17 protein-coding genes are annotated in these 18400 nt (G+C 66.5%); 7 read left to right on the forward strand and 10 right to left on the reverse strand.

The genetic code is table 11. The annotated features are described in order from the left end of the window. Window positions 1–392 precede the first annotated feature (392 nt). The 3 genes from rpoD to F9288_RS14695 all read right to left on the reverse strand — a co-directional run bounded on the left by rpoD (window position 393) and on the right by F9288_RS14695 (window position 4774). Window positions 393–2417, reverse strand: coding sequence for an RNA polymerase sigma factor RpoD (gene rpoD, locus F9288_RS14685; RefSeq protein ID WP_174837470.1), 2025 nt, complete (start codon window positions 2415–2417; stop codon window positions 393–395). A gap of 2 nt (window positions 2418–2419) precedes the next feature. Next, window positions 2420–4231, reverse strand: coding sequence for a DNA primase (gene dnaG / locus F9288_RS14690; RefSeq protein ID WP_174837471.1), 1812 nt, complete (start codon window positions 4229–4231; stop codon window positions 2420–2422). A 90-nt stretch (window positions 4232–4321) separates the two neighbouring features. Continuing rightward, a complete protein-coding gene (locus F9288_RS14695; RefSeq protein WP_174837472.1) occupies window positions 4322–4774 on the reverse strand; it encodes a GatB/YqeY domain-containing protein in 453 nt (150 codons plus the stop codon). Window positions 4775–4880: 106 nt separating this feature from the next. Between F9288_RS14695 and carA the strand changes: the two genes are divergently transcribed. From carA to greA, 3 genes are all read left to right on the forward strand, one after another. Continuing rightward, a complete protein-coding gene (carA, locus tag F9288_RS14700) occupies window positions 4881–6053 on the forward strand; it encodes a glutamine-hydrolyzing carbamoyl-phosphate synthase small subunit (RefSeq protein ID WP_174837473.1) in 1173 nt (390 codons plus the stop codon). A gap of 57 nt (window positions 6054–6110) precedes the next feature. Further along, the gene (gene carB, locus F9288_RS14705) at window positions 6111–9443 is read left to right on the forward strand and encodes a carbamoyl-phosphate synthase large subunit (protein ID WP_174837474.1); all 3333 of its coding nucleotides are present in this window, start codon (window positions 6111–6113) and stop codon (window positions 9441–9443) included. A gap of 79 nt (window positions 9444–9522) precedes the next feature. Further along, complete coding sequence (gene greA / locus F9288_RS14710) at window positions 9523–9999, forward strand: transcription elongation factor GreA (RefSeq protein ID WP_174837475.1); 477 nt, start codon at window positions 9523–9525, stop codon at window positions 9997–9999. A 93-nt stretch (window positions 10000–10092) separates the two neighbouring features. On the opposite strand, the gene F9288_RS14715 is transcribed toward greA, so the two are convergent. Genes F9288_RS14715 through F9288_RS14735 form a run of 5 tightly spaced genes read right to left on the reverse strand, consistent with a single transcriptional unit; the run spans window position 10093 to window position 12035 of the window. Then, complete coding sequence (locus tag F9288_RS14715) at window positions 10093–10326, reverse strand: DUF4170 domain-containing protein (RefSeq protein WP_174837476.1); 234 nt, start codon at window positions 10324–10326, stop codon at window positions 10093–10095. Window positions 10327–10366: 40 nt separating this feature from the next. Then, a complete protein-coding gene (locus F9288_RS14720) occupies window positions 10367–10846 on the reverse strand; it encodes a hypothetical protein (RefSeq protein WP_174837477.1) in 480 nt (159 codons plus the stop codon). Continuing rightward, a complete protein-coding gene (locus F9288_RS14725) occupies window positions 10843–11217 on the reverse strand; it encodes a DUF3618 domain-containing protein (protein WP_174837478.1) in 375 nt (124 codons plus the stop codon). Before F9288_RS14725 ends, F9288_RS14720 begins: the two co-directional genes overlap by 4 nt. Then, window positions 11214–11546 (reverse strand): phage holin family protein, encoded by a 333-nt coding sequence (locus tag F9288_RS14730; protein WP_174837479.1) that lies wholly within the window; start codon window positions 11544–11546, stop codon window positions 11214–11216. The genes F9288_RS14725 and F9288_RS14730 overlap by 4 nt, the downstream gene beginning before the upstream one ends. A 3-nt stretch (window positions 11547–11549) precedes the next feature. Next, the gene (locus F9288_RS14735) at window positions 11550–12035 is read right to left on the reverse strand and encodes a hypothetical protein (RefSeq protein ID WP_174837480.1); all 486 of its coding nucleotides are present in this window, start codon (window positions 12033–12035) and stop codon (window positions 11550–11552) included. 135 nt (window positions 12036–12170) lie between these two features. Here F9288_RS14735 and eno point away from each other — a divergent pair, with 135 nt between their 5' ends. Together eno and F9288_RS14745 are read left to right on the forward strand one after the other, a co-directional pair. Continuing rightward, complete coding sequence (gene eno, locus F9288_RS14740) at window positions 12171–13451, forward strand: phosphopyruvate hydratase (protein WP_174837481.1); 1281 nt, start codon at window positions 12171–12173, stop codon at window positions 13449–13451. Window positions 13452–13493: 42 nt separating this feature from the next. Further along, window positions 13494–13808: a septum formation initiator family protein gene (locus F9288_RS14745; protein WP_254620897.1), complete on the forward strand. Its 315-nt coding sequence runs from the start codon at window positions 13494–13496 to the stop codon at window positions 13806–13808. Between the two features lie 16 nt (window positions 13809–13824). Here the strand turns inward: F9288_RS14745 and F9288_RS14750 are convergent, their stop codons facing one another. After that, complete coding sequence (locus tag F9288_RS14750) at window positions 13825–15222, reverse strand: MFS transporter (protein WP_174837482.1); 1398 nt, start codon at window positions 15220–15222, stop codon at window positions 13825–13827. 76 nt (window positions 15223–15298) lie between these two features. Between F9288_RS14750 and F9288_RS14755 the strand changes: the two genes are divergently transcribed. Both F9288_RS14755 and F9288_RS14760 read left to right on the forward strand, forming a co-directional pair. Beyond that, window positions 15299–17401: a prolyl oligopeptidase family protein gene (locus tag F9288_RS14755; protein WP_174837483.1), complete on the forward strand. Its 2103-nt coding sequence runs from the start codon at window positions 15299–15301 to the stop codon at window positions 17399–17401. A 50-nt stretch (window positions 17402–17451) separates the two neighbouring features. Further along, on the forward strand, window positions 17452–17796 hold the full coding sequence (locus F9288_RS14760) for a hypothetical protein (RefSeq protein ID WP_174839110.1): 345 nt from the start codon (window positions 17452–17454) through the stop codon (window positions 17794–17796). 20 nt (window positions 17797–17816) lie between these two features. On the opposite strand, the gene F9288_RS14765 is transcribed toward F9288_RS14760, so the two are convergent. Next, entirely contained in the window at window positions 17817–18356 is a 540-nt protein-coding gene (locus F9288_RS14765) for a glycine zipper 2TM domain-containing protein (protein WP_174837484.1), read from the reverse strand. Between the last annotated feature and the right edge of the window lie 44 nt (window positions 18357–18400).

An 18400-nucleotide genomic window follows, 5' to 3' on the forward strand; every position in this document is an offset into this window, starting at 1 on the left:
ACCCCGCGAGCGGCGATGCGGCAATCGGACAGGTCCGATCCGGATTTAATGATCGGCAAATTTCGCCATCAGCCGCCGGAATGGAGGCGGCTTCGGGCAATCCAGCGCGGTTTTGCGCCGCTGTGGTCGCGCGCGACCTTCGTGTTTCACGCAGCGATCATGGCAAATGCAGGAGACGATGCCGCAAGCGGTGCGCGGCTAGAAAGGTCGGGCCGGCGGCGCAACCGTCCACCTTCGCCGCCGGCCGGAAAGCGTTCGCGGCACGGTCCCTCGCCCGGCGCTTTCCGCCCGGTCGCACTCTGGTGCGTTTCTCCCGGCGGCGAACTCGTCCCTCGCCGCCGGGACCTTCCGGAGATAAGGGAAGGGCGGCTGATCGGCCGCCCTTCACATTCTCACTGATCGAGGAACGAGCGCATCTTGCGGCTGCGGCTCGGGTGCTTGAGCTTGCGCAGCGCCTTGGCCTCGATCTGCCGGATGCGTTCGCGCGTCACGCTGAACTGCTGGCCGACCTCCTCCAGCGTGTGATCGGTGTTCATGCCGATGCCGAAGCGCATGCGCAGCACGCGTTCCTCGCGCGGGGTGAGGCTGGCGAGCACGCGCGTCACCGTTTCCTTGAGGTTCGCCTGGATCGCGGCATCCACCGGAATCACCGCGTTCTTGTCCTCGATGAAGTCGCCGAGATGCGAATCCTCCTCGTCGCCGATCGGCGTTTCGAGGCTGATCGGCTCCTTGGCGATCTTCATGACCTTGCGCACCTTCTCCAGCGGCATGGAGAGGCGCTCGGCCATTTCCTCCGGCGTCGGCTCGCGGCCCTGCTCGTGGAGGAACTGGCGGCTGGTGCGGACCAGCTTGTTGATCGTCTCGATCATATGGACCGGGATGCGGATCGTGCGCGCCTGATCGGCGATCGAGCGGGTGATCGCCTGCCTGATCCACCATGTCGCATAGGTCGAGAACTTGTAGCCGCGGCGATACTCGAACTTGTCCACCGCCTTCATCAGGCCGATGTTGCCTTCCTGAATGAGATCAAGGAATTGCAGGCCACGGTTCGTATATTTTTTAGCGATCGAGATGACGAGGCGCAGGTTCGCCTCGACCATTTCCTTCTTGGCGATCCGCGCCTCGCGCTCGCCCTTCTGCACCATGTTGACGATGCGGCGGAACTCGCTGAGCGCCATGCCGGTCTGCTGCGCGATTTCCGAGATTTCGGCGCGGATGCGCTCGACCGCGGGCGCCTCGTTGGTGGCGAAGGCAGTCCATTTCTTGTCGAGGCCGTTCACGGTCTGGAGGAAGGTATCGTCCAGTTCGTGCCCCATATAGCGGTCGAGGAAATCCTTGCGGTTGACCTTGTGCCGCTCGGCGAGGCGCAGCATCTGCCCGCCAAGCGCGGTGAGGCGGCGGTTGAAGCTGTAGAGCTGGTCGACGAGATATTCGATCTTGGCGTTGTGGAACTGGACGCTCTCCACCTCGGCGGTGAGTTCCTCACGCAGCTTCTGGTACTTGCGCTCGTCCGCCGCCGACAGCTCGCCGCCGGCACCCATCGCCTCCAGCCGCTGCTGCTGCATCCTGCCGAATTTCTTGTAGATCGTCGTGATATTGGCGAACTTCTCTAGCGCCTGCGGCTTGAGCGTCTCCTCCATCTGCGCGAGCGACAGGGTATTGTCCTCGTCGTCGTCGTCGGACGGGCGGCGCGCGCGGCGCTCGGTCAGCTCGTCGTCCTCATCGGCCGGGGCTTCCTCCTCCGGTTCCTCCTCTTCCTTGAAGCTGGTGCCTGCGGTCTTCTCGCTGATCTCGCCGTTGTCGTCCTCCTCGGCGCCCTCGACCTGCTCGGCCGACGGACCCTTGGACAGCATCGCGTCGAGATCGAGGATCTCGCGAAGCTGCATCGTGCCCTCGTTGAGTGCGGTCGACCAGTCGATGATCGCGTTGAAGGTGATCGGCGATTCGCACAGGCCGAGGATCATCGTGTCGCGGCCGGCCTCGATGCGCTTGGCGATGGCGATCTCGCCCTCGCGCGAGAGAAGCTCCACCGCCCCCATCTCGCGCAGGTACATGCGGACGGGATCGTCGGTGCGATCGACCGTCTCCTTCTTCTTCTCGATGACGGGGGCGTTTTCCTGGTCGGAATCGACGGCATCGACCTCGTCGTCCGCCTCCTGCTCCTCGCCGTCCTCGCCCTGCTCCTCGTTCTCGACGATGTTGACGCCCATCTCGTTGAGCGCGGACATGATGTCCTCGAGCTGGTCGGAGGACATCTGGTCCTGCGGCAGCGCCTCGTTGAGCTGGTCATAGGTGATGTAGCCGCGCTTCTTCGCGCGGGCGATCAGCTTCTTGACGTTCGCATCGTTCAAGTCGATCAGCGGGGCATCGGCCACATCCGTCGTGTCTTCACCACCGCTACCGTTCACCTTCGCCATACTCAGTTCAATCTCCAATCGCTCTCGCCGCCGCCAAGCTCAAACCCGCGCTCATATAGCGCGGCTTTCTGCGCGTAGAGGGCCGTTCTTCGTTGGTCTAGGGCCAGATATTCGGCATTAGACATGTCCGACTTCACAATTCGCCGGACATCATCAATCTCTGCGAGCAACTCCTGTTCCTCATGGAGGAACTCAATTATTCCTCCCAAGGTCCGGATGGACGCTGCCGGATCGCCATCCCACGGAAAACGTAGGTCTGTCTGAAGGTCACGGCGGGTTTCGGGTTTCAGTTTGCTGGCTGCCAATATGGATTGCAGCGCGTCTGCATCAAGGTCCGGACGCTTAATCACCGCCTCGATCATTGTTTCCCGCCAGGGCAGCATGTGTTGCTCAGCGATCTGAAGGGCCGCGACGTGGTCAAGCGTGACGGACAATACCGCCGGATATCGAGCCAAACCATACAGCGCGGACCGTATGTATGAATTGTGGAGATTGATTTTCGATCGCATGCCAGTCGCCACAACTGCCGTTCCAATGGCTCGCCGCTCGGAGCGCTTCCATCCAAAATCTTCAAAAAAAAGGTCATTAAAGGATCGACGATATTCAGATTGGACCAAGTCGCTTTCGACTTTTTCTGCTAATTGCAGGACCGTCTGGCGTAGGCCAGCGCGCCCTTCCGGCGTTTCCGTTGCGGCAGAAGCGCGTTCGCTTTCATAGAGAACGGAAATAAGTGGGCGAGCCTCGCGCACCAGCGCCTCGAACGCGCCCGCGCCCTTTGCCTTGACCAGATCGTCCGGGTCCTGCCCGTCCGGCAGCGTCACGAAGGCGAGGCTGCGCCCCGGCGCGAGCATCGGCAGTGCGCGGTGCGCGGCGCGGATCGCGGCCTTCTGCCCGGCGCCGTCGCCGTCGAAGCAGAGCGTCGGCACGTCCACCATCCGCCACAGCCGCTCTAGCTGATGCTCGGTCAGCGCGGTGCCGAGCGGCGCGACCGCCTCCGCGATCCCCGCCTGCGCCAGCGCGATCACGTCCATATAGCCTTCGACCACGAACACGCGGTTCGCCTTGCGCGCGGCGGGCGCGGCGCGGTCGATATTGTAGAGCGTGCGCCCCTTGTCGAACAGCGGCGTGTCGGGGGAGTTTAGGTATTTCGGCTCGCCATCCCCGATCACGCGGCCGCCGAAAGCGATCACCCGCCCGCGCTGGTCGCGGATCGGGATCATCAGGCGGCCACGGAAGCGATCGTAAGGCTCCTTGCCCTCGACGCTGATGAGCAGACCGGCCTCGATCAGCGCCGGATCGCCATATTCCTTGAGCGCCGCGCGCAGCTTGCCGCGCGCATCGGGCGCGAAGCCGATGCCGAAATCGCGCACCGTCCGCGCCGAGAGGCCACGCCGCTCGGCCAGTGCGCGCGCCTCGCCGCCGGAGATGCCGGAAAGCTGCGCGACAAACCACGCCTGCGCCTCGGCCATTGCGTCATGCAGGCCCTTCTGCCGCTCCGCCTTCTGCGCGGCGCGCGGATCGGGGGCGGGCATCTCCATGCCCGCGGCGGCGGCGAGTTCCTTCACCGCGTCGATGAAGGGCAGGCCGCGCTGGTCGGTCATCCAGCGAATCGCGTCGCCGTGTGCCGAGCAGCCGAAGCAGTGATAGAAGCCCTTCTCGTCGTTGACGTAGAAGCTCGGCGTCTTTTCATTGTGGAAGGGGCAGCAACCCTTGTGCTCGCGCCCCGCCTTGGTGAGCTTCACCGTCTTGCCGACCAAGGCGGACAACGAGGTGCGGGCGCGCAGCTCGTCGAGAAAGGCGGGCGAAAGACTCACACGCGCATTATACCCTATGCGCCGGACGCGGTGTGTTTCGCAACCCCTTCCGCCCGCGACCGGGCTTTATGACGGGTGACAGGCGAGGGATCAGCCCAGCGCCGCCTTCACCAGCCCGCTCGCTTTCGACATGTCGAGCACGCTGGCATGGCGCGCCTTCAACTCGGCCATCACCCGGCCCATGTCCTTCATGCCGGACGCGCCAAGCTCCGCCTTGATCGCCTCGATCGCGGCGCGGGTCTCGTCCTCGCTCATCTGTTGCGGCAGGAAGCGCTCGATCACCGCGACTTCACGCTCCTCCGCCTGCGCCAGTTCCTCGCGGCCGCCCTTGCGGTACATCTCGATCGATTCGCGGCGCTGCTTCACCATCTTCTGCAGCACCTCCACCACCAGCGCGTCGTCGTCGGTGACGGCGGGGCCGGTGCGTGTCTCGATATCGCGATTCTTGATCGCGGCCTGGATCAGGCCGACCGCGGCGCGGGTATCCTTGTCGCCGGCTTTCATGGCGGCGATCTGGGCTTGCTTGATGTCGTCTCGAATCATGGAAGGGTGGATAGCGCCAGCAAGCGGTTGACGCGAGGGGGGCAAGGGCCTAGCGGGCGGGGCTTAGCGACATCGCGAACCCAAACCTACGGAGTGCCCGCCGATCATGGCCGACGCCAAGCCTTTTGCCGTGCCCGAAGGAGCCACCGGAGTCCTCGTCCTCGCATCCGGCGAGGTGGCGTGGGGCCGAGGCTTTGGCGCGGAGGGCGAAGTGGTGGGGGAAGTATGTTTCCACACCGCGATGACCGGCTATCAGGAGATCATGACCGACCCGAGCTTCGCCGGGCAGATCATCACCTTCACCTTCCCGCACATCGGGAACGTCGGCGCGAATCCCGACGACGTGGAGGCGGACGAGCCGCACGCGCTGGGCATGATCGTGCGCGAGGACGTAACCGCGCCCTCGAACTTCCGCAGCGTCGAGCGGCTGGATGCGTGGATGAAGCGCCACGCCCGCGTCGGTCTCGCCGGGATCGACACGCGCGCGCTCACCCGTCGCATCCGCAGCGGCGGCGCGCCGAACGGCGTGATCGCGCACTCCGCCTCGGGCAAGTTCGACATCCCGCTGCTGCTGGAGATGGCGCGCGGCTGGCCGGGGCTGGAGGGCATGGACCTCGCCATCGCCGTGACCACCGAGACGCATTACGGCTGGGGCGAGACGCGGGAGGGCGGCGTGTGGCGGCTGGGCTTCGGCTATGCCGGGATCGGCGGCGGCGCGCGGCCGCATGTCGTGGCGGTGGATTACGGCAGCAAGCACAATATCTTCCGCAACCTTGTTAAAGCGGGTGCGAAGGTTTCCGTGGTGCCCGCGACGGCGAGCTACGAGAAGATCATGGCGCTCGGCCCGGACGGCATCTTCCTGTCGAACGGCCCCGGTGATCCGGCCGCGACCGGCGAATATGCCGTGCCGGTGATCCGGAAGCTGCTCGATACGGGCAAGCCTTTGTTCGGCATCTGCCTCGGCCACCAGCTCCTCGGGATCGCGGTGGGGGCCGAGACCACCAAGATGTTCCAGGGCCATCGCGGCGCGAACCATCCGGTGAAGCGCCTCTCGGACGGCGCGGTCGAGATCACCAGCATGAACCACGGCTTCGCGGTGGACCGCGACACGCTCCCCGAGGGCGTGCGCGAGACGCATGTGTCGCTGTTCGACGGCAGCAATTGCGGCATCGAGCTGACCGACCGGCCGGCGTTCAGCGTGCAATACCACCCGGAAGCCTCGCCGGGGCCGCAGGATAGCTTCTATCTGTTCGAGCGGTTTGTGGAGATGCTGCGGTGACACGAGAAACAGCCGCCCGCCCGCAACGCCTGACCTTCCGCCGGATCGACTGACATCATGCCCAAACGCACCGACATCTCCTCCATCCTCGTCATCGGCGCGGGGCCGATCGTCATCGGTCAGGCGTGCGAGTTCGATTATTCGGGCACGCAGGCGATCAAGGCGCTGAAGGAAGAGGGCTATCGCATCGTCCTGGTCAATTCGAACCCGGCTACGATCATGACCGATCCCGAACTGGCCGACGCCACCTATGTCGAACCGATCACGCCGGAAGTGGTCGCGCGGATCATCGAGAAGGAGCGGCCCGACGCCGTGCTCCCGACGATGGGTGGGCAGACCGCGCTCAACACCGCGCTGGCGCTGTTCCGGGACGGCACGCTGGAGAAATTCGGCGTTACGATGATCGGCGCCGACGCCGAGGCGATCGACAAGGCCGAGGATCGCCTCAAGTTCCGCGACGCGATGGACAAGATCGGCCTCGAATCCGCGCGCTCGGCGATCGCGCATACCGAGGCCGAGGCGCTGGCGGGGCTGGACAAGGTCGGCCTGCCCGCGATCATCCGTCCCAGCTTCACGCTCGGCGGCACGGGCGGCGGCGTCGCCTATAACCGCGAGGAGTTCATCGAGATCGTCCGCAAGGGCCTCGACGCCTCGCCGACCACCGAGGTGCTGATCGAGGAATCGCTGCTCGGCTGGAAGGAATATGAGATGGAGGTGGTCCGCGACCGCGCGGACAATTGCATCATCATCTGCTCGATCGAGAATGTCGATCCGATGGGCGTCCATACCGGCGACTCGATCACCGTCGCGCCGGCGCTGACGCTGACGGATAAAGAATATCAGATCATGCGCAACGCGAGCATCGCGGTGCTGCGTGAAATCGGCGTGGAAACAGGCGGTTCGAACGTGCAGTTCGCGGTCAATCCGAAGGATGGCCGGCTCGTCGTGATCGAGATGAACCCGCGCGTCAGCCGCTCGTCGGCGCTGGCATCGAAGGCCACCGGCTTCCCGATCGCCAAGGTCGCGGCGAAGCTGGCGGTGGGCTATACGCTCGACGAGATCGAAAACGACATCACCGGCGCGACGCCTGCCAGCTTCGAGCCGACGATCGATTATGTCGTCACCAAGATCCCGCGCTTCGCCTTCGAGAAGTTCAAGGGCGCGGAGCCGGTGCTCTCCACCGCGATGAAGTCGGTGGGCGAGGTGATGGCGATCGGGCGCAACATCCACGAATCGATGCAGAAGGCGCTGCGCGGGCTGGAGACGGGGCTTTCCGGCTTCAACCAGGTCGATCGCCTCGTCGGCGCGCCGCGCGCGGAGATCGAGGCGGCGCTGGCGGTCGCGACGCCGGACCGGCTGCTGGTCGCGGCGCAGGCGCTACGCGAGGGCTTCACCGTGGCGGAGGTCCATGCGATCGCGAAATACGATCCGTGGTTCCTTGAGCGGATCGCGGAAATCGTCGCGGCCGAGGAGGAGGTGTGCCGGCAGGGCCTGCCGATCGACGCGGCCGGGATGCGGCGGCTGAAGGCGATGGGCTTCTCCGACAAGCGGCTCGCATGGCTGGCGCTGCAATCGGCGAACCTGCGCGGGATGGAGCGCGGCATCGCGCGCGGCTCGGGCCTCGTCCACGACGCGGTGGTGGCGATGACCGGCGGCGTCACCGAGGACGAAGTGCGCGCGCTGCGCCACCGTCTCGGCGTGCGCCCGGTGTTCAAGCGGATCGACACCTGCGCGGCGGAGTTCGACGCGCGCACGCCCTATATGTATTCCACCTACGAAGCCCCCAGCTTCGGCGAGCCGGAGAATGAAGCGCAGCCGTCCGACCGGCGCAAGATCGTCATCCTCGGCGGCGGGCCTAACCGGATCGGGCAGGGGATCGAGTTCGATTACTGCTGCTGCCACGCCTGCTTTGCCTTGGCCGACGCCGGTTTCGAGACGATCATGGTCAATTGCAACCCTGAGACGGTGAGCACCGATTACGACACCTCCGACCGCCTCTATTTCGAGCCGCTGACGGCGGAGGACGTGCTGGAGATCCTGTACGTCGAGCAGTCGAAGGGCGAACTGGTCGGCGTGATCGTGCAGTTCGGCGGGCAGACCCCGCTCAACCTCGCGCGCGCGCTGGAGAAGGCGGGCATTCCGATCCTCGGCACCTCGCCGGACGCGATCGACCTCGCCGAGGATCGCGAGCGGTTCGCGGCGCTGGTCGGCCGGCTCAACCTGCTCCAGCCCGCCAATGGCATCGCGCGCAGCCGCGAGGAGGCGTTGATCGTTGCCGAGCGGGTTGGCTATCCGGTGCTGATGCGGCCCAGCTATGTGCTCGGCGGTCGCGCGATGGAGATCGTCGACGGGCCGGCACAGCTTGAGGATTATATCCAGACTGCCGTGCAAGTGTCTGGCGACGCGCCGGTTTTGATCGACCAGTATCTCCGCGACGCGATCGAGGTAGACGTGGACGCGATCTGCGACGGCGACGACGTGGTGGTCGCCGGCGTGCTCCAGCATATCGAGGAAGCCGGGGTCCATTCGGGCGACAGCGCCTGCTCGATCCCGCCGTATTCGCTGCCGCCGGAAGTGATCGCCGAGATCGAGCGGCAGACCGAGGCGCTCGCGCGGGGGCCGGAGGTGCGCGGGCTGATGAACATCCAGTTCGCGGTGAAGGACGGCAAGGTCTATCTGATCGAGGTGAACCCGCGCGCGTCGCGCACCGTGCCGTTCGTCGCCAAGGCGATCGGTGCGCCCATCGCCAAGATCGCCAGCCGCGTGATGGCGGGCGAGAAGCTCCGCGACCTGCCGAAGATCGACCGTGCGATCGACTATTTCGCGGTGAAGGAGGCGGTGTTCCCGTTCAACCGCTTCCCCGGCATCGATCCGGTGCTGTCGCCGGAAATGAAGTCAACCGGGGAAGTGATGGGGATCGCTAAGGATTTCACCACCGCCTTCGCCAAGTCGCAGCTTGGCTCGGGCACCATCCTGCCTTCGACGGGGGCGGCGTTCGTCAGCGTCAAGGACGGCGACAAGGCGCATATCGTGCCGGCGGTGCGCGATCTGGTCGCGGCGGGCTTCACCATCGTCGCGACTGGGGGGACGGCCGATCACCTTGCCGCCGCCGGGCTGCCAGTGGAGCGGGTGAACAAGGTGGCGCAGGGGCGGCCGCATATCGTCGACCGGATCAAGGACGGCGGGATCGACCTGATCTTCAACACCACCGAAGGCTGGCAGAGCCTGAAGGATTCGCAGCCGATCCGCGCCGCGGCGCTGGGGCAGAAGATCCCGTACTTCACCACTGCACCGGCTTCGGTGGAGGCCGCCCGGGCAATCGCGCGTTCCGCCTTGCGTGATCTTGAAGTCAGGCCGTTGCAGTCTTATTATTCGCAGTCGCACAATTGATCCCACACATTGCAGGACGGTGCGAGGCGGTTGGCAAGAAAGCCGCCGGCGAAGGGGTTTTGACGGAAGGGATTGCGTGATGGCGACGGTCGAAAAGATGCCGATGCTCCAGGAAGGCTATGAGAAGCTGACGGCTGATCTCAAGCGCCTGAAGGCGGAGCGTCCGTTGATCGTCGACGCGATCGAGGAGGCGCGCGCGCACGGCGACCTTTCCGAGAACGCCGAATATCACGCGGCGAAGGAGCGGCAGGGCCAGATCGAGGCGTCGATCGCCGATATCGAGGACAAGCTGAGCCGCGCGCAGATTATCGACCCGAAGGACCTGTCCGGCGACAAGGTGGTGTTCGGCGCCACCGTCACGCTGCTCGACGAGGACGAGAAGCCGATCCGCTACCAGATCGTCGGCCAGACCGAGGCGGACGCCAAGACCGGGCGGATCAGCTACAACTCGCCGCTCGGGCGCGCGCTGATCGGGCGCAGCGTGGATGACGAGGTGGAGGTTTCGGTGCCGGCGGGTGACCGTTACTATGTCGTCTCGAAGATCGAGTTCATCTGAAGGCCGAGCCGTTCTCCCGTGATGGCGGGAGTTCGGCGGCGCGCACCGTCATCTGTCTGCGCTGCGTCCGCCCCGCTTTCGCGGGGGAACGGCTCAGTCCTTCGCGCCGGGCTTGAGCAAATCCGGCTCCAGCAGGCGGTGGAGGTGGACCACCACATATTTCATCTCGGCGTCGTCCACCGTGCGCTGCGCGGCGGCGCGCCACGCCTTTTCCGCGCTGGCATAATCGGGAAAGACGCCGACGATCTCGATCGACGACAGGTCTTCGAAGTCAAGGGTGCGCGGATCGCTGACGCGACCGCCGAAAACGAGATGCAGCTTGCTCATGCGCGCGCCCTAGCGCCGGTGGGCGGGGCAAGGGAAGGGGTCAATTCGACCCCGAACCCTCTTTGCCCGCCTTGGCCGCGGCATTGCCGGCGGAGGTCACGGCCTTGACCAGCCCGTCGAGCAGCGACTTCGCCTGATCGCGCGCGGCGTCGCGATTGATGCCGAGCGAATCCAGTTCCGACTTGCCCGCGCTCTTGGCGGCGGCGAGCGCGGCGGCGGCGGTGCTGCCGACGCGCTTGCCGACCGGCGCGAGCAGTTTCTTCTCGCGCTGGCTGCGCGGCAGGACGGCGGCGGCGAGCGCGCCCAGCGCCAGCCCGCCGACGATCACGCCGAGCGGATTCGTCTCGATCGTCTCGGCGGTGCGCTGCGCGGCGCTACGCACGCGCTCGCGCGAGGTCTCCACGGCCTCGCCGGCGCGGGTGCGGGCATCGTCGAGCGCGGAGGATGCTTTCTCGCGGGCGTTGTCGATCCCGTCGCGCAGCTTGCCGTGGGAGGTTTCGGTGGAAACGTCGTCGGTCATTTCTCTTTCCTTTCCGCGCGCGGCGGGGTTCTGCCCGATGGAACGCGGACGGCGCGCGCTGGTTTCCTGCGGCCCGCGCGCGCCGTCCGCCTTTTCTCGCCAAGGCTGCCTAGCAATTTGCCGATGTGGCGACGTCCGAGGAAGGCGGCAAGGAGCGCCACCCCGCCGGCGATCTTCCCCGGATGGCGCTTCGCCGCGTTCACGCCCGCGTCGAGCGCGCGCGCGCTGGTGTCGCTGATCCGCTCCATCGCCTCGTGCGCGACATTGTGCGGGGCGAGCCGCGTCTGGAGCGCGCCGAGCGTCGTGGTCATCCGCTCGCGGGCGGCGGCGGCGCGCGCCTCGGCGCGGGCAAGCTCGTCCGGCTCGGTCATCGCCGTTCCAGCCTGTTCTTGCCGAAAAGGGCGAGGATCGCCGCGATCAGCAGCACCACGCCGCAGACGATCGCGGTGGCGACGCCCGGCCCGGTATGCGGCGCAAGCGCCTCGATCAGCCCGACGAGCAACGCGACCAGCGCGGCGAGTGCCAGCACGATCGCCGCCGCGAACAGGATCGCGGCGTCGCGGAAGCGCGTGATGCTGGTGGTGACGCGCGCCTTGACCAGCCCGATCTCGGCGCTTGCCACCTCGCGCGCGTCGTCGGCAAGCTGCCCTACGAGCGCGGCGATACCTTCATCGACTGTCGGGCGATCCCCCTCCGCCACGCCTCAGGTCCGGTCGCGCTGGTCCAGCCCGGCGGTGAGCAGGCGGGCGACGACGAAGCCGACCGCCGCCGCCGCGCCGATCGCGACGCCGGGGCTCTTGCGCACCAGATCGCGCGCGCTGTCGATCAGATCGTCGACGCTTTTTTCGTCGAGCTGCGAGGAGAAGCCCTGCACCTTCTCGGCGGCGTTGCGGGCATATTGGCCGTATTGCTCGCCGAGCTTCTCGTCGACCTGCCCGGCGGCGTCGCTGAGAAGCTGCGAAAGCTGGCCGAGCGCGCTGGAGGCGCGGGCCTTGCCGTCCTCGGCCAGCCCGCGCGCCTTGTCGCCGGCCTGCTCGCGCAGCTTGACGGTGTTGTCCGTCAACGCCTGCTTCGCTTCCGAGAAGCGAGTGCCTTCGCCGTTCTTCAACGGATCGGCCACCTGCGCCGCATCGCCGGCCGTGGGCGCCGCGTCCTGATCGGTCATGGGCTGGAGCGGGGTGTCGGACATGGTTCGAAATCCTTCCTTGGTCGCGATGAAAACCCCGCCCGGCACAGGGAGGTTCCATCGCGAATTGCAGCCTTGCGACCACATGGGTACAGGCAGCGCGAACTGCCACCCTCCCCATCGTAGAAGGATCGTTTCGTGACAGCAATCATCGACGTCCATGGCCGCCAGATCCTCGACAGCCGAGGCAACCCCACCGTCGAGGTGGACGTGTTGCTGGAGGATGGCAGCTTCGGTCGCGCGGCGGTGCCCTCCGGCGCCTCGACCGGCGCGCATGAGGCGGTGGAGAAGCGCGATGGCGACATGTCGCGCTGGCTCGGCAAAGGCGTCGATCAGGCGGTCGAGAACGTCAACGGCGAGATCGCCGAGGTGATCGTCGGCCTTGATGCCGAGGACCAGATGGAGCTGGACCAGGCGCTGATCGAGCTGGACGGCAGCGAGAACAAGGGCCGGCTCGGCGCGAACGCGATCCTCGGCGTCAGCCTCGCGGCGGCAAAGGCGGCGGCGGATGCGCGCGGGCTGCCGCTCTATCGCTATGTCGGCGGCGCGGACGCGCATATCCTGCCGGTGCCGATGATGAACATCATCAACGGCGGCGAACATGCCGACAATCCGATCGATTTCCAGGAATTCATGATCATGCCGGTCGGCGCGGAGAGCATCGCGGAGGCGGTGCGCTGCGGCTCCGAAATCTTCCATACGCTGAAGAAGGGCCTGCACGAGAAAGGCCTCGCGACCGCCGTGGGCGATGAGGGCGGCTTCGCCCCGAACCTCGCCAGCACCACCGACGCGCTGGACTTTATCATGACCTCGATCGAACGCGCCGGCTACAAGCCGGGCGAAGACGTGATGCTGGCGCTGGATTGCGCCGCAACCGAGTTCTTCAAGGACGGCAAGTACGTCATCGCCGGTGAGGGCAAGACGCTGGAGCCGGGCGCGATGGCCGATTATCTCGCCGATCTCGTCGCGCGCTATCCGATCGTGTCGATCGAGGACGGCATGGCGGAGGACGATTTCGAGGGCTGGAAGGCGCTGACCGACCTGCTGCGCGATAAGGTCCAGCTCGTCGGCGACGATCTGTTCGTGACCAACCCGAAGCGGCTGAGGGACGGTATCGCGCGCGGCCTCGCCAACTCGCTGCTGGTGAAGGTCAACCAGATCGGCACGCTGACCGAGACGCTGGAGGCGATCCGCGTCGCCGAGCGCGCCGGCTACACCGCCGTGATGAGCCACCGTTCGGGCGAGACGGAGGACGCGACGATCGCCGATCTCGCGGTCGCCACCAATTGCGGGCAGATCAAGACGGGCAGCCTCGCGCGGTCCGACCGGCTGGCGAAATACAACCAACTGATTCGGATCGAGGAAGAACTTGGCTCGGTGGCGCGTTACGCGGGCCGCGATGTGCTGCGGAACGGCTGAAATCGCTTGATAAGCGGCCGGCTTCGCGCGAGATAGTTCGTGATGCGTCGCCGGCCGTCCACCTTTCTCGTCACGCTGAAGCGCGCGGCCCTGCCGGCCGCCGCGCTGACGGTGATGGCGTTCTTCGGCATCTATGCCGTGGCGGGGCCGAACGGCGTGCTCGCGCTGGGCGATTACAAGCGCCAATTGGTGAAGCGCGAGCGCGACTATGCCCTGCTCGATCAGCGGCGCACGATGCTGCGCAATCGCGTCGCATTGCTCGATCCGCGCCACGCCAACCCCGATATGGTCGATGAACTGGTGCGCAAGGAACTCAACGTCGCGCATCCCGACGAAGTGATCGTCCCGCTGCGCTGAGCCTTCAATTGATCCTTCAATAGCGTGTCTGGCGCAGCGTCGGGATTTCGGCGCGGGTTTCTGTCAGCGAAGGGTTGCGGATCGACGGCCGCAGCCGCGCGACGCTGCACAATCCGGCGATCAGCGCGAGGGTGGCGGAGATCAGCGGCGGCACGCGCCCGGCGCCGATCTCCATCGCCAGCAGCGCCGCCACCAGCGTCGCGCCGGTGGTCTGCCCGCTGAGGCGCACCGTCGAGACGAGGCTGCCCGCCGCCGCCGACCGCTCGCGCGGGGCCGAGCCGATGATGAGGCGCGCGTTGGGCGGGAGATATAGCCCGAAGCCCGATCCGCACAGCGCCATGCGCCATGCGATGTCGAAATAGGTGGGATGCGCCGGCATGAAGGCGATCAGCGTCAGCGCGACGATCGAAACCGCCATGCCGATCCCGCCGAGGATGCCCGCCGGGACGCGATCGGAGAGATAGCCCGCGAGCGGCGCGACGATCATGTTGGTCATCGGCCATGGCGCGATCGCCGCGCCGATCGTCGCGGCGGAGAAGCCCAGCGCCTGCAAGCGGAACGGCGTGGAGATCAGCAACGCCATCGACGCGGTGAAGGCGACGAACCCGCCGATCGCGCTCAGCCCGATCACCGGACGCGCGAGCAGGTCGATCGGCAGGATCGGGTGGCTTTCATGCTGCTCGCGCCGGATGAAATAATAGCCCACGACCAGCCCGGCGAGCGTGATCGCGGCGGAGACGACCGGGCTGTCGCCGTGGACGCCGCTCTCCAGCCCGCCGATGACGAGGCCGAACATCGCCGCGCACATCATCGCGCCCGCCACGTCGAACGTGGTGTGGCGCGGCTTCGGGTCGGGGATCGAGCGGCCCAGCGCCAGGCTGACGATCGCGAAGGGGATGGCGCTGGCGAACACCCACGGCCAGGGCGCGACCGCCAGCACCAGCCCGCCGATGGTCGGTGCGGCGGCGGCTGAACTGGTCACCACCACTGAATTGATCGCCAGTCCGCGCCCGAGATGGCTCGACGGATAGATCTGCCGGATCAGCGCCGAGGCGACGCTCAGCACCGCCGCCGCGCCCATCGCCTGCACCGCGCGTACGATCAGCAGGAAAGGCAGGCTTTTCGCGAAAAAGCACAATAACGTGGCGATGGTGAAGATAAGCTGCCCGCCCTGATAAGTGCGCTTCAGCCCGATCCGCTCGCCCAGCCCGGCGATCGGCAGCATCAGCATCACCAGCGTCACCTGATAGATGGTGACGATCGACACGACCGAGCTTTGCTCGACGTTCAGATCGTGGGCGATCGTCGGCAGCGCGACATTGGCGACGCCGCCGTCGATGACGACAAGCGCAGATCCGAAGGACATCGCGGCGATTGCGGCGTAACGCCGGGGAAGGGGAAGGCCGTCACTCATCGCGATCCTCGATAGCGCCGATTGCGGTCATCGCAATCGCTTGGCATGACGCTTTTTTTGAGAGGATCGTTCCGGGATGCTTCGTCCAGCGACAGCTTTCTGCCTTGCCGCTCTTGCCGCGGGGCCGGCGCTCGCCCAGACGACGGCGATGACCGACAATGATCCGTATATCTGGCTGGAAGACAAGGACGGCGCGAAGCCGCTGGCGTGGGTGGAGCGGGAAAATGCCCGCACGCTCGACCGGCTGGAGCGCGATCCGCGCTACCGGACCTATTATGACGAGGCGTTCGCCATCGCCTCGGCCAAGGACCGCATCCCGATGCCGGAGCAGGTCGATGACCGCACCCTGAACTTCTGGCGCGACGCCGATCATCCGCTGGGCATCTGGCGCTGGACGAGCGAGGCCGATTACGCCGTCGCCGCGCCGCGCTGGACCACCTTGCTCGACCTCGACGCCTTGTCGAAGGCGGAGGGGAAGAAATGGGTGTGGAAGGGCGCGACCTGCCTCCAGCCGGAGGAGCGGCTGTGCCTCGTCCAGCTCTCCGAGGGCGGGGAGGATGCGGTCGAGCTGCGCGAGTTCGATCTTTCCACCGGGCGTTTCGTAGAGGGCGGCTTCCGCCTGCCCACGTCGAAACAGGGCGCGACCTGGGTGGACAAGGACACCTTGCTCGTCTCGCGCGACTGGGGGCAGGGGACGATGACCGCCTCCAGCTATCCCTTCGTGGTGAAGCTGGTGAAGCGCGGCGAGCCGCTCGACCGGGCGACCGAGGTGTTCCGCGGCGAGCCGGGCGACCAGCTCGGCACCTATGCCGGCACGATGACCGATGCCGCCGGCAACCGCGTCGTCGTGATCGAGCGGCGCGACACCTTCTTCGGCGGCGAGAAATATGTCTGGACGCCGGCGGGGACGCGCAAGCTCGACGTGCCGGCGCGGACCTTCCCGAGCGGGATGGTCGATGGTCGCGTGATCTTCGAGACGAGCGACCCGTGGGGCGACGTGCCGGCGGGCGCGATCGCCTGGGTGCCGCTGGCCGAGCTGGAGACGGGCAAGCTCACGCCGCGCGTGCTGTTCGCGCCGGACGCGCGGCAATCGGTGCAGGGCGTGGCGACGACGAAGGATCGCGTGCTCGTCACCTATATCGACAACGTGCGCGGCCGGCTGGCGAGCTTCGCCGCCGATGGCGACGGGTGGAGGCGGACCGCGCTGCCGGTGCCGGAGAATATGAGCGTCGGCATCGTCAGCACGACCGAGCGGAGCGACAACGCCTTCATCGCGATCAATGGCTTCGCGACGCCGACCATGCTCGCCACGGTGGACGCGGCCTCGCCGGCGGCGCCGGTGACGGTGCGGACGCTGCCCGCGCGGTTCGACGCGACCGGCGTGAAGGTCGAGCAGTTCGAGGCGGTATCGAGCGACGGGACGAAAGTGCCCTATTTCGTCGTGCTGCCGAAGGGCGCGCGGCTAGACGGGACGATGCCGACGCTGATGACCGCTTATGGCGGGTTCGAGCTGGCGCGGCTGCCGACCTATCTCGGCGCGACCGGCAAGATCTGGACGGAGCGGGGCGGAGCCTATGTCCTCGCCAATATTCGCGGCGGCGGCGAGTTCGGGCCGAAATGGCACGACGCCGGGCGCAAGACGAAACGGCAGGTGATCTACGACGATTTCGCGGCGGTGGCGCGCGACCTGTTCGCGCGCAGGATCACCAGCGCGAAGAAGCTCGGCATCTATGGCGGGTCGAACGGCGGGCTGCTGATGGGGGTGGAACTCACCCAGCATCCCGAATTGTGGCAGGCGGTGACGATCCAGGTGCCGCTGCTAGACATGATGCGGTACGAGAAGATCGCGGCGGGCGCGTCTTGGGTCGACGAATATGGCTCGGTCAGCGTGCCGGAGGAGCGGGCGTTCCTCGCCAAGATATCACCCTATCGCAACCTGAAGCGCGGCGTCGCTTATCCCGAGCCGTATATCTGGACGACGACCAAGGACGATCGCGTCGGGCCGCAGCACGCACGCAAGTTCGCCGCGCGGATGAAGGAATATGGGCTGCCTTATCTGTTCTACGAGGACACCGCCGGCGGCCATTCGGGTGACGCGGATATCGCGCAAGGGGCGCGGCTCCAGGCGTTGCAGATGGTCTATTTCGCCCAGCGGCTGATCGGACCGGCGACAAAATAACGTCACAAAGGTTATTGCTGCATTGCAGCAGAGCAATTATCATGAGCGACATGAAGCTGAATAGCGAGGAGGATCGCGTGGCCTCCGTTCCCCCGGCGGGTATGCCGATCGTGTTCGAGGCGATCGTCAAGCGGCAGGCGCTTGCCGCCACCTATAATCGCGGCTCGGTCACCCTCGCGCCGCACATCGTCTATACCAAGCATGGCGAGCTTTACCTCGACGCCGTCACGCTCGATCGCGACGGCAAGCCGCCGCGCGAGGAAAAGGTCGGCGCGTTCAAGATCGCGGGGCTGGGCGGCCTCAGGATAACGCCGCGCCGCTTCGATGCGTCGGAACTGTTCGATCCGTCCGAAGCGCGCTACGCTGGCGTGACATTGCTCTCGATCGAACGCTGAGGTTCCGGCTACCGCTGCCCTTACTGGCAGCGCAGCGAGGAATTCTTCTGGTCGATCGACTTGCCGGCCAGCGCGCCCGCCGCGCCGCCGAGCAGCGTGCCGACGATCCGGCTGCGTCCGCCGTCGATGACGTTGCCGAGGATGCCGCCGACCGCGCCGCCGACCACCAGCCCGGTCGTGCCGTCGCTCCGCTTGCAATAATAGCGGCCGTCGTTGCCGGCATAGACGCGCTCGTCCGCGCTCATCGCGCGCTCGCGATACTGGTTTCCGCTGCGATAGTCGCGCGCGGGGTCATAGCCATGCTCATCGCGCCAGCCGTCATTGGCGGTATAGCCGTTGTCATAACCGCGCGCGGGCGGCGGGGGCGGATAGCCACCCGGATTGCGGCGCGAGACCTGCATGTAGCGGTCATATTCCTGCCGGAACACGTCCAGCTCCCGACTGAACCGATCCTGCGCCGCGCGGAAGCGCGCCTCGTCGGCGGAAGTCTGCGCGAGCGCGGGCATCGCGCCGGCCATGCTCGCGGCGACAAAGGTGACGGCGAGAATGCGATTGAACATTCGATAGACCTCTCTGCCGCGCGCGGCGCGGGCGTGAACACCTC

The organism is Sphingomonas sp. CL5.1 (assembly GCF_013344685.1).
Classification (GTDB): Bacteria; Pseudomonadota; Alphaproteobacteria; order Sphingomonadales; family Sphingomonadaceae; genus Sphingomonas.

Coding starts and splice junctions, on each gene's coding strand:
- F9288_RS14715 (WP_174837476.1), bottom strand. CDS start 10,326: ATGAGCAAGCTGCATCTCGTTTTCGGCGGTCGCGTCAGCGATCCGCGC.
- F9288_RS14735 (WP_174837480.1), bottom strand. CDS start 12,035: ATGTCCGACACCCCGCTCCAGCCCATGACCGATCAGGACGCGGCGCCC.
- F9288_RS14695 (WP_174837472.1), bottom strand. CDS start 4,774: ATGATTCGAGACGACATCAAGCAAGCCCAGATCGCCGCCATGAAAGCC.
- F9288_RS14720 (WP_174837477.1), bottom strand. CDS start 10,846: ATGACCGACGACGTTTCCACCGAAACCTCCCACGGCAAGCTGCGCGAC.
- F9288_RS14765 (WP_174837484.1), bottom strand. CDS start 18,356: ATGTTCAATCGCATTCTCGCCGTCACCTTTGTCGCCGCGAGCATGGCC.
- F9288_RS14750 (WP_174837482.1), bottom strand. CDS start 15,222: ATGAGTGACGGCCTTCCCCTTCCCCGGCGTTACGCCGCAATCGCCGCG.
- carB (WP_174837474.1), top strand. CDS start 6,111: ATGCCCAAACGCACCGACATCTCCTCCATCCTCGTCATCGGCGCGGGG.
- rpoD (WP_174837470.1), bottom strand. CDS start 2,417: ATGGCGAAGGTGAACGGTAGCGGTGGTGAAGACACGACGGATGTGGCC.
- F9288_RS14725 (WP_174837478.1), bottom strand. CDS start 11,217: ATGACCGAGCCGGACGAGCTTGCCCGCGCCGAGGCGCGCGCCGCCGCC.
- F9288_RS14745 (WP_254620897.1), top strand. CDS start 13,494: ATGCGTCGCCGGCCGTCCACCTTTCTCGTCACGCTGAAGCGCGCGGCC.
- carA (WP_174837473.1), top strand. CDS start 4,881: ATGGCCGACGCCAAGCCTTTTGCCGTGCCCGAAGGAGCCACCGGAGTC.
- greA (WP_174837475.1), top strand. CDS start 9,523: ATGGCGACGGTCGAAAAGATGCCGATGCTCCAGGAAGGCTATGAGAAG.
- F9288_RS14755 (WP_174837483.1), top strand. CDS start 15,299: ATGCTTCGTCCAGCGACAGCTTTCTGCCTTGCCGCTCTTGCCGCGGGG.
- F9288_RS14760 (WP_174839110.1), top strand. CDS start 17,452: ATGAAGCTGAATAGCGAGGAGGATCGCGTGGCCTCCGTTCCCCCGGCG.